The organism is Mobilicoccus massiliensis (assembly GCF_000826525.2).
Lineage (GTDB): Bacteria > Actinomycetota > Actinomycetes > Actinomycetales > Dermatophilaceae > Mobilicoccus > Mobilicoccus massiliensis.
In genome coordinates, this window is the sequence record NZ_LN651331.1 from 396,644 (window position 1) to 410,205 (window position 13,562).

Genomic DNA, 13,562 nt, shown 5'->3' on the forward strand with positions numbered 1-13,562 from the left:
GCCCGACAGCGAGCCTCAGAGCGCGGGCCACGGAACGGGTGGCCAGCCGGGGTGCGGTAGCGGGTAGCGGCCGTCGGCGACGAGAGCGGCGACCCGGGCGGCCAGGGCGTCGATCTCGACGCCGGTGAGCAGGTCGCTCAGCTCGGCACGCACTGATCCCGAGTCGAGGGCCGTCTCGACGCGCCTCACCCTGGCGAGATCCTCCTCGGGGATCGGGTCTCCCGCCCACCCCCACAGCACCGTGCGCAGTTTCGGGTGCTCGTGCAGCGTCACGCCGTGGTCGATGCCCCAGAGGTGACCCTCGGGTGAGCGCAACAGGTGAGAGCCCTTGCGGTCGCTGTTGTTGAGCACGGCGTCGAGCGCGGCGACGGTGCGCAACTCGGGCGAGTCGGCGTGGGCGAGCACGACGGGCCGGCCGTCGGGCAGCTCGCCGCTGAAGACCGGTAGCCACGGCGGCGCCACCCGCCCCGGGGGCAGGAGCGCGAAGAGCGTGTCGTCGACCTCGTCCTCGGCGACGACCTCGACCTCCCCGTCGCCGGCGTCTTCGTCGTCGCCTTCGACGTCGTCGCCTTCGTCGTCGGTGGCGTCCTCGTCGCCACCCCGAACGAGGAGGTCCGGGTCGGTGATCCACCGTTGGACGGCACCCTCACCGAACGGACCGTCCACGAGCGCGGTCGGCGGCACGACGCCGAACCCACCGGCGGCGTCGATGAGGTAGGAGGCGCGTTCTCGGTGAGCGAGGCAGCCCGTCGGGAAGTCCCAGAGCGGGCGCTCCCCGCGCACCGGCTTGTAGATGACGGGCACCGGCCCGGCCCACGCGAAGAACGCGTCGTTCGAGGCGTCGAGGAGCTGCCCGACGATCTCGAGGGGATGGGAGTCGAGCGCGCTGGTCAGCTCGGCGAGGCTGTCCTCGGGTGGAGCGGCCCGGCTCGTCACCGCTTGTAGCCGTTGGCCCGGGGGCACACGTGGCCCGCGGGATCGAGCGGCGACCCGCAGAACGGACACGGAGGACGCCCGGCCGCCACGACTTTCGCACTGCGACGGGCGAACTCGCGCGCGGCCCGCACGTCGAGGCTCACCCGCAGGCAGGGCGCGTCGATGGCGGCGAGGTCGGTGTCCTCGTCGACCTCCTGCCCGAGAGGCACGAGGTGCAGGACGAGCCGCTGCGTCGCCGGGTTCCAGTCCAGCCGCATGGTGCCGACGGTGAACTCCTCGTCGAGCGGCATGTCGAGAGGGGCGTTGTCGGGGAGCTGCTCGCCGTCATCGTGGCCGCCGTACTCGTCGAGCAGATCCTCCACGCGCTCGGCGAGGATGAGGACCTGGCCCTTCTCCAGCGCCACCGACGTGACGCGGCCGCCACCGCTCGCCTGCAGGTAGAACTGTCGCTGTCCAGGGGGGCCGACCGTTCCGGCGACGAAGCGCTCCGGAGGGTCGTAGTCGATGACGGCCATGGGTCCACGGTAGCCCCGGGATCGGCGCGTGGCGCAGGCGAGGGGGACTCTGCGGGCCTGTCAGACCCCGCCGCCGACGACTCCCGTGCTTCCCTCGCCGGGGGCCGACTCCGGGGGCGGTGGCACGAGGCCCGCGAGCTCGGTGCCGGTGTCGTTGACGCGGACGACGTAGGGGCGCTCGGCGGTGTGACGTACGACCGAGAGCGAGGCCGGCCCCACCGTGAAGCGCTGGAAGAGGTCGAGGTGGGTACCCGCCGCGTCGGCGAGGATCGCCTTGATCACGTCGCCGTGCGAGACGGCGACCCACAGCGCGGAGGGGCCGTGTTCGGCCTCGATGCGGGCGTCGATCCGCCGGACCGCGCCCACGGCACGATCGGCCATCTGCCGCAGCGACTCGTGCGCGAAGTCCGGCGACGGCGGAAAGGTGGCCGCGCTGGGCTGGCTCTGCACGGTGCGCCACAACGGGTCCTCGGCGAGCTCTCGCAGAGGACGCCCCGTCCAGGCGCCGTAGCGGCATTCGCCGAGGTCGTCGCACTCAGACGTAGTGACCGACGGCCAGGATGCCCGCAGCACGTCGGAGGTCTGCAGGCAGCGGGTCAACGGGCTCGAGACGATCTCGGCGATCGGGAGATCGTGCAGGCGCGCCGCGAGGGCTTCGGCCTGGCTGCGCCCGGTATCGTCGAGATCGACGCCGGGGCTCCAGCCGGCGAGCACTCCGTCGGCGTTGGCGCTGGTGCGTCCGTGTCGGACGAGGAGAACGGTGGCCACGCGGCCACTCTAGGCGTCGGAGGACGGTGGGCCGTCGCCCGATCCGTCGGCGCGGCGTCCGGGCGCCTCCTGCGCGAACGCGGTGATCACCGAGGCCCGGGACGACGCGTCGGGTGCGTGGACGATGACGGCGACCTCGGATGCGCCCGCCGATTCGTGACGGGCCAGGGCGGCGCGCACGTCCTCGACCGAGCCGACGAGGCACGTGGCGCGGACGAGTTCGTCGGGCACGATCTCGGCGGCCCGAGCCGGGACGCCGCGGGCGTAGGCGGCCTCGACGTCGCCGATCAGCCCGGCCGGACCGAGCCGGCGCGCGACACCCCGTGCGGTGTGGTGGCCCGGCACTCCCGGAACGGCCAGACGCTCGGCGACGAGGGGGCGCACGGCATCGATCCCGCTGCGGTCGTTCGGGTCGTCCCGGTCGTAGGCGTCGAGGGCGAGGTCGAGCCACACCTCGAGCGCCGGGGGGTCGTTCAGGCGTCCGACGGCGGCCGCGATGTCACCGACGAGGGTCGCGTCGGCGCCGCGAACGGCGAGTCGGTCGGCGTGCGGTGCGGCGGAGAGCGCGGTCGCGACATCCCCCACGAGTACCCCGAGAGGTACCGAGGCGCGATGCACGAGCGGCGCGATCTCCGCCAACCGCTGCTCCCAGGCAGGACGTACGGACGCCGCCGGCGTCGACGGCACGGCGACCGTCATGCGGACCCGACCGGCGGCGAGCAGTGTCAGGGTTCTCAGCGTCTCGTCGAGGTGCGCGTGGCCGCGGCTGTCGAGGGTGACACCCAGGCCGAGGTCGATGCCGGCGGTGGCCGCAGCCAGAGCCGCGACCCGCGCCGGTGCGTCCTGCGGTGCCCGCTCCCCCACCCACACGCAGTCGAACCCGGCGTTCGAGGCCGCACGGGCGGCAGCAAGGTCGGCGGTGGGGGTCGAACGGGTGGCCGGGGAGAGGATCAGGGAACGTCGGAGCACAGACCCCTACCGGCGGGAGGGGCCGAGGTCGTCGTCCTCGTCGTCGCTGTCGTCGTCGTCATCATCATCGTCATCGTCGTCATCGTCGAGATCGTCGTCGTCATCATTGTCGTCGTCGAGATCGTCGTCGTCATCGTCGTCGAAGTCGTCGTCGTACTCGTCGTCGGTGAAGATCTCGAGGGGGGTGACCTCCTCGAAGGCCTCCATGAGCGCGTCCTCGTAGGCGTCGAAGGTCTCCGCGACGGCCTGGTAGGCGGCGACGACTGCCGGGTCGTTCTCCCCGCGTCGGGACGATGCTGCCTCGAGATGCCGCTCGAGGGCGGTGACGAAGGTGACCAGGGCGGCCCGGGGGTCTGCGCTCATGCCTCGACGCTACCTCGTCGGAGCGCCGAGAGGGGAGGCAAATCGCGTGTTGTATCCGACCGGCCGCGGGTCCACACGGGCGGCCTCGTCGACGGCCGGCGTCGGCGCGGGCCGTGGGCCGCTCCGGGGCCAGGACGGCGTGCGGTGAGACAATGGCGGGGATGGTCGAGTACGAGTACCGCGAGTTCACCGTTTCCGCGCGCATCCCCCGCGGAGAGATGCGCGCGCTCCTCGCCGCCGAGGCCGAATACGGCCAGTGGGAGCTGGCGAGACTGCGCCTGTTCACCGGCGGAAGACGCCGGGTGTGGCTGCGACGCAAGATCATTCGCGTTCCGCGGCCATGAGGTGACGCGGATGCGAAAGGCCCTCTCCCGCTGGAGAGGGCCTTGCACGATCATGATCGGTGTCCGGAGGGGGACTTGAACCCCCACGCCCGATAAAGGGCACTAGCACCTCAAGCTAGCGCGTCTGCCATTCCGCCACCCGGACGGGGTGTGTGCGCTGCACCTCTGGGGCGCCTCGCGACCTCCGGAACACTAGCACGGGCCCCCGGCCCGAAGCGAAACGAGGCGGGTCACCCGCCGTCTCGCGCGTCCCGGTGCTGTTGGCGGATGCTGCGCAACTGTTCCATCGTGCGCGGGTCGGCGGCGTGGGCGAGCGGGTCGTCGATGAGGGCGTTGACGACGAGGGCGTAGGTGCGTGCGTCGAGGCCCAACTCGCGTGCTTCGTCGAGTTTCATCGGTAGGGCGGACGGCCCCGGCCCCCACCGGCGTTCGATCGCCATGACCTGGCGGTCGCGCTCACTGAGCGACGGAGTGCGGTACGGACGGCGCATCTCGTTCCCTTCTGCTGGCCTGGTCACCCATCGGCACAGGGCATCCTCGACTGAGCGAGGCGGCCGTGAGCGGCGGCAGCACCGCGGTGGGACGGTGCGGGCACGGACCTGGGTCCCGGAGCCGCCGAAGTCGCCCTGAACGCATGCCGACGCTCCCCTAGAGTGGAACGGGCCCGGGTCTCGGGCCGCGGACCATCACAGGAGGGGACACATGAGGCTCGTCGTCACCGGGGGCGCCGGATACATCGGTTCGGTCGTCACCTCACAACTGCTCGAGGCCGGACACGACGTCACCGTCGTCGACGACCTCTCGACCGGCCACGAGGACGCCATCCCCGAGGGCGCGCGATTCGTCAGGTGCCGCATCCACGACGCGGGCGAGCTGCTCGCCTCGGGCGGGTTCGAGGGCGTCCTCCACTTCGCCGCGAAGTCGCTCGTCGGCGAGTCGGTGGACCGGCCCGAGCTGTACTGGGAGAACAACGTCGTCGGGTCGTTCCGGCTCTTCGACGCCGTGCGCGCCGCGGCCATCCCGCGCGTCGTGTTCTCCTCGACCGCCGCGGTCTACGGCGAACCCGACGTCTCCCCCATCACCGAGGACGTCACGCCCTCCCCCATCAACCCCTACGGCCACTCCAAGTTGGCCATCGACATGCTGCTCAGCGGCTACGCGAAGGCCTACGGCATCGGCGCGACCTCGCTGCGGTACTTCAACGTCGGTGGCGCCCGCGGACGCTTCGGCGAACGGCACGCCGTCGAGACCCACCTCATCCCCAACGTGCTCAAGGTGCCGGCCGGGCAGCGCGATTCCGTCGCGATCTTCGGCGACGACTACGCCACCGAGGACGGCACGGCCGTGCGGGACTACCTCCATGTCGTCGATCTCGGCCGGGCGCACCTGCTCGCCCTCGAGAGCTCGGAGGCCGGCCGTCACCGCGTGTTCAACCTCGGCAGCGGCAGCGGGTACTCCGTCGCCCAGGTCATCGAGGCATGCCGCGAGGTGACCGGCCACGAGATTCCGGCGAAGGTCCAGCCGCGCCGGGCCGGCGACCCCACGACGCTCGTCGCGTCCTCCCAGCGTGCCGCCGACGAGTTGGGCTGGCGTCCCGAGCTGTCGCTGCACGACATCGTCGAGGACGCCTGGGCGTTCATGTCGTCTCAAGCCTGAGCACCGCACCCGCGCGACAACGACGGCAGCCCCGGACCATTCGGTCCGGGGCTGCCGTCTGAGTGTGGCGATGCCTGGCGGCATCGGCCTCAGGGGTCTACTCAGAGACGCTTGTCGTCGCGGCCGCGCGTGACGTCACGGTCGCGCTCCACCTCGACCTGCTCCTTGCGGACCTCTTCGCTGACCTGCTCGGTGCCGCGGTGGGTCTCGGTGTCGAGGCCGACGCGCTCCTTGGCCACGGTCTCCTTCTCGACGACCGGGCGCTCCTCGTGCAGCTGGACCGAGACCTCCTCGTCGCCGTCACCGATGCGGCCGACGCCCTCGCCCTCGCGAACGGGCTCGCGGGTCACGTGGACCTCCTCGCGCTCGACCGGTACGTTGACGGTCTCGGTGTCGGAGACGACGTGCTTGCGCAGACGCACGCGACCGGTGGCGACGCGCTCGGTGCCGACGTTGAGCTGCTCCTCGCGGCGGACGACGGAGTCGCCCTCGGCGTGGGCCAGGTCGCGGTCGCTGCGGTCGTAGTCGCGCTCGGCACGGTCGAGGTCGCGCTCGGCGTGCTCGACGCGGCGGTCACCCTTGTGCACCTCGTGCTCCGCACGGCGACGGTCGATGTCGTCCTCGGCGCGACCGACGACGCCCTCACGCTCGGTGCCGGCGTAGCCGCGCTCCTGCGAGAGGTTGTAGTAGCGGTAGAGTTCGTCCTCCTCCGCCTCCGAGATGTGGTGCTCGGCGTCCATGTTGGGCGCGTCCTTGATGAACTCCTTGGTGTACGGCACCCGGATGTCGTCGCCGTCACGGGTGGCCTGGCCGAGCGGCACGAAGGTCTCCTTGGTGCCGAACAGACCGGTCTTCACCGTGACCCAGGTGGGGCGGTTGGTCTGGTCGTCGAGGTAGATCTGACCGACGGAACCGACCTTGTCACCGTCCTGGTCGATGACGTGAGCGTCGTGCAGACGCGTGATGTCTTCCTGCGTCATGTTCTGGTCGAACATCTGGTCTTCCTCTCGTCAGGGGCGGTGACGTACACGGGATCTCTCCACGCCACCGCCGTGAGCGTCATCTCGGCGCACGGTGGAGGGCGAACCTCCGAACCGACCGATCCGGAAGGGACCGGGCCGAGCGTCGTACGCCCCCCTTCTTGCCCAGGGGTGCGGCTCGACAAACCTTTCGGCCGTCCAATTCTTCGAGGCAATGTGAATGCCGTTGGGAGGGTGGAAGATCGAGGCACAACGAACTTTCGTGTCAGTGAGTAGGACCACTGCGTGACGGTGCTCATGGATGCGCGTTCTGCTCCGTCTCACCCTGGCGACGACGCCTGCGCGACGCGTCGGCCGAACCCGCTGTGGGCGCAGACCCGCCGACGGCACGCTCACGGGCGGCGGTGGATGAGGAGTGGAAGTACCCCGGCCGCTCCGCACGAGCGGAGCATCGACGCGGCCACGGTGACGACCCACGTCGTCGAGGTGGCGTCGACGACGAGCAGCACCCACCGGCCCGTGAGGTTCTCCACCTGATCGTCCGGGACGAGGAGGCGTCGGGCCCAGCGGTCGGCCTCGACCCCGCCGCCCGCCGAACCGTCGGAGATCGCTGCCTCCAGGCCGGCTTCCGCGGGCGTCTTGACGACGAGGCTCGCCCGATCGAGCCGGCCCACGGTGGCGAGGTGGTCGGCCACGGCTTCGGTGACGGTCGGGTGCCCTTCGGCGTCGAGCGCGACGACGACCTCGGGGCGCGCGGCCCAGGAGCTCCTCCAGTCGGCGAGGGCCCGCACGGCATGGTCGAGGAGAACGGGTGACACCTCGTCGCGCGCGAACTCCTGCAGGTACCCGCGCCATTCGGGGGCGTCGGCGTGGATGAGGACACGGCCCGGTTCCGCGGCCTCCCCCGCCGGGATGCGGCCGCGTCGCTCGAACGGCGCCCCGGGCCACATCTTGCGCGGCTCGAGCTCGTGGAACCGCGTGCGCAGGCCGACACCGATGCGGGTGACGAGGTCGGGGGCCGGGCGCTGTGTGAGGCCTTCGGGCAGACGGCCCAGACAGACCGAGCAGCGCCCGCAGGGCCGGGCCGCCGGGTCGTCGAGGGAGCGCTGCAGCAACGCCATGAGGCAGTCGCGTCCCGCGATGTAGTCGCGCATGATGTCGGCCTCGCGGCGGCGCTGGGCGAGGATGCCGTCGTAATGATCGGCGTCGTAGTGCCAGTCACGCCCGGTGCGCACCCAGCCGCCCTCGACCCGTTCGACACACCCGTCGACGGCGAGCTGCTTAGTGAGCAGTTCGACCCGGCCACGCCGTACGCCTGTGCGGGCCTCGAGGGCGACGACGCTCATGGGTTCGGGGGCTCCCTCTTCGAGGGCACCGAGGATCGCCTGCACCTGCGCGGGATCCGGCAGGGTGGCGGTGGCGAAGTGCTCCCAGACGTTCTCGTCGCCTCGAGAGGGCAGCAGGACGACGAGAGCGTGGTTGATACCTCGACCGGCACGTCCGACCTGTTGGTAGTACGAGACCGGCGACGGTGGTGACCCGACGTGCACGACGAACCCCAGGTCGGGTTTGTCGAAGCCCATGCCGAGAGCGGAGGTGGCGACGAGCGCCTTGACCTCGTTGGCCCGAAGCCCACCCTCCAGACGGGCCCGCTCGTCGGCCGGCAACCGGCCGGTGTAGGCCGCGACCGGCACGTGTGGGCCGAGCTCGCGGGTGATGGCCTCGGTGAGTCGTTCGGCGTCGGCCACCGTGAGGGCGTAGACGATGCCCGAGCCGGGCAGGTCGCGCAGGTGCTCGACGACCCACGCGTACCGGGTGAGGGGGTCGAGTTCGCCCACGACCGCGAGCTGCAGGCTGGAGCGCGCGAGCGGGCCGCGCAGGACGAGGGTGGCGGGACCGAGTTGGGCGGCGATGTCGTCGGTGACGCGGGCGTTGGCCGTGGCGGTGGTGGCCAGCACGGGGCAGGTCGGGTCGAGATCGCGCCACGTGTCGGCCACGCGGCGGTAGTCGGGACGAAAGTCGTGACCCCAGTCGGAGATCGAGTGCGCCTCGTCGACGACGAGCAGGCCCAGGCGCCCTCGCAGGCCCTCGAGGACGCGTCGACCGAAGCCCGGGTTGGCGAGACGCTCGGGGGAGACGAGCAGGACGTCCAGCTCCTCGTCGCGCAGCCTCGACTCGATGTGGTGCCAGTCGTCGACGTTGCCCGAATTGATGGTCGCGGCGGTGAGCCCGGCCCGGCCGGCCGCGGCGACCTGGTCGCTCATCAGTGACAGCAGCGGTGAGACCACGAGCGTCGGCCCGGCTCCCGCCGCGCGTCGAAGAGCGGTGGCGGCCCAGTACACCGTCGACTTGCCCCACCCCGTGGCCTGGACGACAAGCGCCCGCGCCCCCGGGACCGTCAGTGCCGCGACGGCCGTCTCCTGATCTGGTCGCAGGGACGCGCCGGGACCGGCGAGGCTCGTGATGACCCGGTCGGCGATCTCACGCTGAGCGTCGGAGAGGGCGGGTGCAGAGGTCTGCGTCGTCATGAACGCGAGGCTAGACGCCACCACCGACAGCGGACCGACTCGACGGGCGCGCTGTGGAGGACGACCGGCACCGGCGGTGGGCTGTGGGCGAGGACGTCGCGGGAACCCCGACGCCGCCGCGCCTCAGAGCTGCCCGGCCACCTCGGCCGGGTCCTCACCGCTCGGCTGCTGCGCCGCTCGACGCTGCCGACGCATGCGGGCCTCCTCGAGGTCGAGGGCCGTCGCCTCCTCGAGCGTGGGGGCGGTGCCGCCGAGCCGGGCCGGTACGAAGGCGCGCTCCTCCCACGGCACGGTGGGGTACGCCCGCTGGGCGGTGTGCAACATCTCGGTCATGCGGCCCCGCAGCGCGGCGAGCACCTCCTCGGGGTTCTCGCCGCGCGGGACGAGGATCGGCGCGCCCGCGTCGAGCGAGATCGGGATGTTCGATCGTCCGAGCCTCTTGGGGTGGCCCTTGGTCCACACCCGCTGACTGCCCCACAGCACCACCGGGATGATCGGCACGCGCGCTGCCTGGGCCATGCGTACCGCCCCGGACTTGAAGTCCTTGAGCTCGAACGACCGCGAGATCGTCGCCTCGGGAAAGACCCCGACGAGTTCCCCGGCCTTGAGCGCCTTGAGGGCGGCTCGGAAGGACGCCGAGCCGCTCTCGCGATCGACGGGGATGTGCTTCATGCCGCGCATCAACGGACCGGCCACCGGGTGGTCGAAGATCGTGTCCTTGCACATGAACCGGATGAGCCGGCCCGACGGCAGCGAGACGAGACCGGCGTAGGCGAAGTCGAGGTAGGAGAGGTGGTTCATGACGATGACCGCTCCACCCTCGGCGGGGATGTGCTCGGAGCCGGTCACCCGGAAGTTCAACCCCTCGGCGGCGAAGAGCGCACGGGCGAAGCCGATGACGGACGAGTAGACCGGTTCCATGCGCACACGGTAACGGCGCGGCCCGTCCCCTGTCGCGCCCTCGGGAGACCTGCGCGAACGACCGTTCGTGGCCTGCGTGCCTCTCGGGCGTCGGGTTGTCGGAACCGGTCCCTACCCTGGCCCTGTGATGGAGAACGTGCGGGCCACCCGCTATGTGCTGCCGCTGCGCGAGGGCGGGTCGATGCCCGGCCTCATGGAGGCGGACGACGACGGTATGTACGTCGTCAAGTTCCGTGGTGCCGGCCAGGGGCTCAAGGTGCTCGTCGCCGAGGTCGTCGTCGGGCTTCTCGGGCGGGCGATCGGCGTGCACGTGCCCGAACTCGCGGTCGTCGACGTCGACGCCGCCATCGCGAAGTACGAGGCCGACGAGGAGGTCCAGGACCTGCTCGACGCGTCGCTGGGCACCAACCTCGGCCTCGACTTCCTCCCCGGCTCGTTCGGGTACGACGGGTCACGCACGCCCGATGCCGCCACCGCCCAGGCGATCGTGTGGCTCGACGCGTTCACCGCCAACGTCGACCGCACGTGGCAGAACCCCAACCTGTTGTGGTGGCACGATTCCCTCGTCGCCATCGATCACGGTGCCGCGCTGTACTTCCACCACTCGTGGCCCTCGGAGGCTCCCGATCCGGGGCGGTTCGCCCGGCAGCGGTTCGACGCCTCGACCCATGTGCTCGCCGAGGTCGCCGGGCCTCTCGAGAAGGTGGCGGCGCGACACCCGGAGTTCGCGGCACTGCTGACCCCCGAGGTGCTCGAGAGCGTCGTCGCCGCGGTCCCCGAGGAATGGCTCGAGACGACCGAGTTCCTGCCGAACACCGCCGCCGTGCGAGCCGCGTACGTCGACGCCCTCACCGCGCGGCTGGCCGAGCCCGCCGCCTGGCTGCCGGGAGCCGCCTGATGAGCGAGCTGCTGCCCTACCAGTACGTCACCCTGCGCTGCGTTCCGCGCGTCGATCGCGAGGAGTTCGTCAACGTCGGGGTGGTGCTCTTCTGCCAGCAGGCCGAGACCCTCATCAGCGGATTCGACCTCGACGAAGCCCGGCTGCGAGCCCTCGACCCGTCGGTCGACCTCGATGCCCTCCGGGCCTCGCTGGAGCAGGTCGAGGCGGTCTGCCGGGGAGAAGCCGGCCGGGCAGACCTGTCGAGGCAGGGGGCTCGCTTCGGCTGGATCGCCGCGCCACGCAGCACCGTGCTCCAACCCGGGCCGCGCCACGGCGGGCTGACGGCCGACCCCGCCGCTGAACTCTCCCGCCTCCTGAGGCGTCTCGTCGTGCCGCCGCAGTGAGTCCTCGGTAGGGTCGTTGCCATGAATCTCGAGCGACCCCAGGCCCCGGATCCTTACGAACTGCTCCCCCAGGTCCCGTCGTTCTCGGTACAGAGCCCGGCGTTCACCGACGGGTCGACACTGCCCGACGCCCAGACCTTCGGCGGAGAGAACACCTCGCCCGCCCTGTCGTGGTCGGGTGCGCCGGAGGGCACGAAGAGCTACGTCGTCAGCCTCTTCGATCCCGACGCCCCGACTCCCTCGGGCTTCTGGCACTGGTTCGTCGTCGGCATCCCCGGTGACGTCACCGAGCTCGCGGAGGGCGCCGGCATGAGCAGCGGCACGCTGCCCTCGGGTGCGATCCAACTGCGCAACGACTTCGGCACGAACGACTTCGGCGGAGCCGCCCCGCCCGAGGGGGACTTCCCACACCGCTACATGTTCGCCGTCCACGCCCTCGACGTGGAGGACATCTCGATCGACCCCGACACCTCCCCGGCCAAGGCGTCGTTCGCCATGCTCGAGCACGTCATCGGCCGCGGCGTCCTCACCGGCCGCTACGCCCAGAGCTGACCCGCCTCACCGTCGACGCCACGCGGGACTCCCTCACGAGGGGGTCCCGCGACGTCGTTCCACCGGTTCGGCGCCGTACCCCGATCAGGGGAAGAGCCCGATGACGAGGGCGAGGATCACGGTGTTGAAGACGAACGCGATCGCGGCATGCACGGTGACGTTGCGCCGCATGGAACTCGTCTCGACCGTGACATCGGTCGCTCCGAAGGTCGTCATGACCGCCATCGAGAAGTAGAGGTAGTCCGACCAGCGCTCGACGCCACCGGGGAACGACAGGTGGGTGCCGGAGTCACGCTGGTCACGACACAGGTAGTCGATCGAGTACGTGAGCAGCACCGACACCCAGGCGAGCACGATGAGCAACACGGTGGCCGCCAGCTCGAGCGGATGCTGAAGATGGCGGCCCCATACCTGCGCGATGTTCCCGGTCAGGGCCGCGCCGAGAGCGACGAACGCGACGAGCGTCGAGGTGCCCGCGCCTGGATCGGTCGCGTAGACCCAGCGTTGGAACGGGTTGCCCCGGCGCGTCGCTCGAGCCCAGGCGAGGCAGTCTTCGGGCTTGGTGCGCGCGAAGCTCCACGTCGTCAGCGCGACGTAGACGACGAGGTAGATCGTGAAGATCAGCGCGGTACTCCCGGTGATCCTCGCGAGCGCCTCGGCCGGGGCGTGGGCGGCTCTCGTCGTCCACACGATCGTCGGACCTCCGACGATTGCGCACGCGGCCGACGCCATCCCGCGGTGCTTCTCGGGCAGCCACCCCAGCGGCGACCACCAGGGGACGCGCCTCGGCAGTCCCTCTCGCTCGCGTCGGTGGCCCGACCGGTCGTCCCCGTCGTCGGTCATGCGGAGACCGTACGCAACGCCCACATCGCGACGGCCGAGGCGGCCGCGACGTTGAGGGAGTCCACGCCGCCCGCCATCGGGATGCGGACGACGAGATCGGCGGCGGCGACCGTGCGCCGCCCGAGGCCGTCGCCCTCGGCGCCCATGACGAGCGCGAGGCGCTCGGGCGGGTCGGCGGCGAGGTCGTCGAGGGAGACCGCGCCCTCCTCGAGCGCGAAGGCGGCGACGGTGAAGCCCGCGGCCCGTAGCTCGTCGACGCCTGCCGGCCAGGGGCCCGTGCGCGTCCACGGCACCTGGAAGACCGTACCCATCGACACCCGGATGCTGCGTCGGTAGAACGGGTCGGCGCACCTGGGCGTGACGAGGACGGCATCCACGCCGAGCGCCGCTGCCGAGCGAAAGACGGCGCCGACGTTGGTGTGATCGACGATGTCCTCGAGGACGACGACGCGCCGCGCACGGCCGATCACGTCTCCGAGCGCCGGCAGTTCGGGCCGGCTCATCGAGGCGAGCGCACCACGGTGGAGGTGGAACCCCGTCATGTCACGGATGACGTCGTCGCCGGCGACGTACACCGGCACCCCGTCGACCTCCGCGGCCTCGACGAGATCACCCAGCTCGGCCAGCCACTTGCGAGCCATGAGGAATGCACGCGGTCGGTGCCCGGCGGCGAGAGCTCGGCGAATCACCTTCTCGCTCTCGGCGAGGTAGAGACCCCGCTCGGGCTCGAGCCGGCGCCTCAACGAGACATCGGTGAGCCGCAGGAAGTCGGCGACCCGTTCGTCGGCCGGGTCGTCGATGTCGATCGTCATGTCGTCCTCGTGCAGGCAGGTGGTTCGTGCGTGGGGCTTCGGGTGGTCCGGTCGTCGGTCGGCTGTGGGGTCGGGGGCCGGATCGGGCGGC

16 protein-coding genes and 1 tRNA gene are annotated in these 13,562 nt (G+C 71.3%); 5 read left to right on the forward strand and 12 right to left on the reverse strand.

Translation table 11 applies throughout. The features are described 5' to 3' along the window. Positions 1-15: 15 nt before the first annotated feature. The 5 genes from BN1197_RS14705 to BN1197_RS14725 are packed head-to-tail and all read right to left on the reverse strand — an operon-like array spanning position 16 to position 3,551. A complete protein-coding gene (locus BN1197_RS14705; RefSeq protein WP_052466792.1) occupies positions 16-936 on the reverse strand; it encodes an SCO1664 family protein in 921 nt (306 codons plus the stop codon). Next, on the reverse strand, positions 933-1,451 hold the full coding sequence (locus BN1197_RS14710) for a DUF3090 domain-containing protein (protein WP_040160854.1): 519 nt from the start codon (positions 1,449-1,451) through the stop codon (positions 933-935). The genes BN1197_RS14705 and BN1197_RS14710 overlap by 4 nt, the downstream gene beginning before the upstream one ends. A 60-nt stretch (positions 1,452-1,511) precedes the next feature. Then, positions 1,512-2,219 (reverse strand): MSMEG_4193 family putative phosphomutase, encoded by a 708-nt coding sequence (locus BN1197_RS14715; protein ID WP_040160856.1) that lies wholly within the window; start codon positions 2,217-2,219, stop codon positions 1,512-1,514. A 9-nt stretch (positions 2,220-2,228) separates the two neighbouring features. Then, positions 2,229-3,188 carry an LLM class flavin-dependent oxidoreductase gene (locus BN1197_RS14720; RefSeq protein ID WP_040160858.1) on the reverse strand — a complete coding sequence of 320 codons (960 nt, stop codon included), beginning with the start codon at positions 3,186-3,188 and terminating at the stop codon, positions 2,229-2,231. A 6-nt stretch (positions 3,189-3,194) separates the two neighbouring features. Beyond that, entirely contained in the window at positions 3,195-3,551 is a 357-nt protein-coding gene (locus tag BN1197_RS14725) for a hypothetical protein (protein WP_040160859.1), read from the reverse strand. Positions 3,552-3,712: 161 nt separating this feature from the next. Here BN1197_RS14725 and BN1197_RS14730 point away from each other — a divergent pair, with 161 nt between their 5' ends. Then, positions 3,713-3,895 (forward strand): DUF5703 family protein, encoded by a 183-nt coding sequence (locus tag BN1197_RS14730; RefSeq protein WP_040160861.1) that lies wholly within the window; start codon positions 3,713-3,715, stop codon positions 3,893-3,895. Between the two features lie 60 nt (positions 3,896-3,955). Here the strand turns inward: BN1197_RS14730 and BN1197_RS14735 are convergent. Together BN1197_RS14735 and BN1197_RS14740 are read right to left on the reverse strand one after the other, a co-directional pair. Then, positions 3,956-4,040, reverse strand: a tRNA-Leu gene (locus BN1197_RS14735). A gap of 85 nt (positions 4,041-4,125) precedes the next feature. After that, the gene (locus BN1197_RS14740) at positions 4,126-4,386 is read right to left on the reverse strand and encodes a DUF3263 domain-containing protein (protein WP_040160863.1); all 261 of its coding nucleotides are present in this window, start codon (positions 4,384-4,386) and stop codon (positions 4,126-4,128) included. A 211-nt stretch (positions 4,387-4,597) separates the two neighbouring features. On the opposite strand from BN1197_RS14740, the gene galE reads away from it, so the two are divergent. Next, the gene (gene galE / locus BN1197_RS14745; protein WP_040160865.1) at positions 4,598-5,551 is read left to right on the forward strand and encodes a UDP-glucose 4-epimerase GalE; all 954 of its coding nucleotides are present in this window, start codon (positions 4,598-4,600) and stop codon (positions 5,549-5,551) included. A 101-nt stretch (positions 5,552-5,652) separates the two neighbouring features. Here the strand turns inward: galE and BN1197_RS14750 are convergent, their stop codons facing one another. The 3 genes from BN1197_RS14750 to BN1197_RS14760 all read right to left on the reverse strand — a co-directional run bounded on the left by BN1197_RS14750 (position 5,653) and on the right by BN1197_RS14760 (position 9,980). Next, positions 5,653-6,546 carry a DUF2382 domain-containing protein gene (locus tag BN1197_RS14750; protein ID WP_052466793.1) on the reverse strand — a complete coding sequence of 298 codons (894 nt, stop codon included), beginning with the start codon at positions 6,544-6,546 and terminating at the stop codon, positions 5,653-5,655. A gap of 377 nt (positions 6,547-6,923) precedes the next feature. Beyond that, positions 6,924-9,059: a RecQ family ATP-dependent DNA helicase gene (locus tag BN1197_RS14755; RefSeq protein WP_040160868.1), complete on the reverse strand. Its 2,136-nt coding sequence runs from the start codon at positions 9,057-9,059 to the stop codon at positions 6,924-6,926. Positions 9,060-9,182: 123 nt separating this feature from the next. Then, positions 9,183-9,980 carry a lysophospholipid acyltransferase family protein gene (locus BN1197_RS14760; RefSeq protein WP_040160870.1) on the reverse strand — a complete coding sequence of 266 codons (798 nt, stop codon included), beginning with the start codon at positions 9,978-9,980 and terminating at the stop codon, positions 9,183-9,185. 127 nt (positions 9,981-10,107) lie between these two features. On the opposite strand from BN1197_RS14760, the gene BN1197_RS14765 reads away from it, so the two are divergent. Genes BN1197_RS14765 through BN1197_RS14775 form a run of 3 tightly spaced genes read left to right on the forward strand, consistent with a single transcriptional unit; the run spans position 10,108 to position 11,816 of the window. Beyond that, complete coding sequence (locus BN1197_RS14765; protein WP_082043947.1) at positions 10,108-10,878, forward strand: HipA family kinase; 771 nt, start codon at positions 10,108-10,110, stop codon at positions 10,876-10,878. Beyond that, positions 10,878-11,264, forward strand: a complete 387-nt coding sequence (locus tag BN1197_RS14770; protein WP_040160874.1) for a DUF3037 domain-containing protein — start codon at positions 10,878-10,880, stop codon at positions 11,262-11,264. The genes BN1197_RS14765 and BN1197_RS14770 overlap by 1 nt, the downstream gene beginning before the upstream one ends. Positions 11,265-11,285: 21 nt before the next feature. After that, positions 11,286-11,816, forward strand: a complete 531-nt coding sequence (locus BN1197_RS14775) for a YbhB/YbcL family Raf kinase inhibitor-like protein (protein WP_040160876.1) — start codon at positions 11,286-11,288, stop codon at positions 11,814-11,816. A gap of 84 nt (positions 11,817-11,900) precedes the next feature. On the opposite strand, the gene BN1197_RS14780 is transcribed toward BN1197_RS14775, so the two are convergent. Beyond that, entirely contained in the window at positions 11,901-12,659 is a 759-nt protein-coding gene (locus tag BN1197_RS14780; RefSeq protein ID WP_052466794.1) for a DUF1345 domain-containing protein, read from the reverse strand. Further along, a complete protein-coding gene (locus BN1197_RS14785) occupies positions 12,656-13,471 on the reverse strand; it encodes a TrmH family RNA methyltransferase (RefSeq protein ID WP_040160878.1) in 816 nt (271 codons plus the stop codon). Before BN1197_RS14785 ends, BN1197_RS14780 begins: the two co-directional genes overlap by 4 nt. Positions 13,472-13,562: the final 91 nt, after the last annotated feature.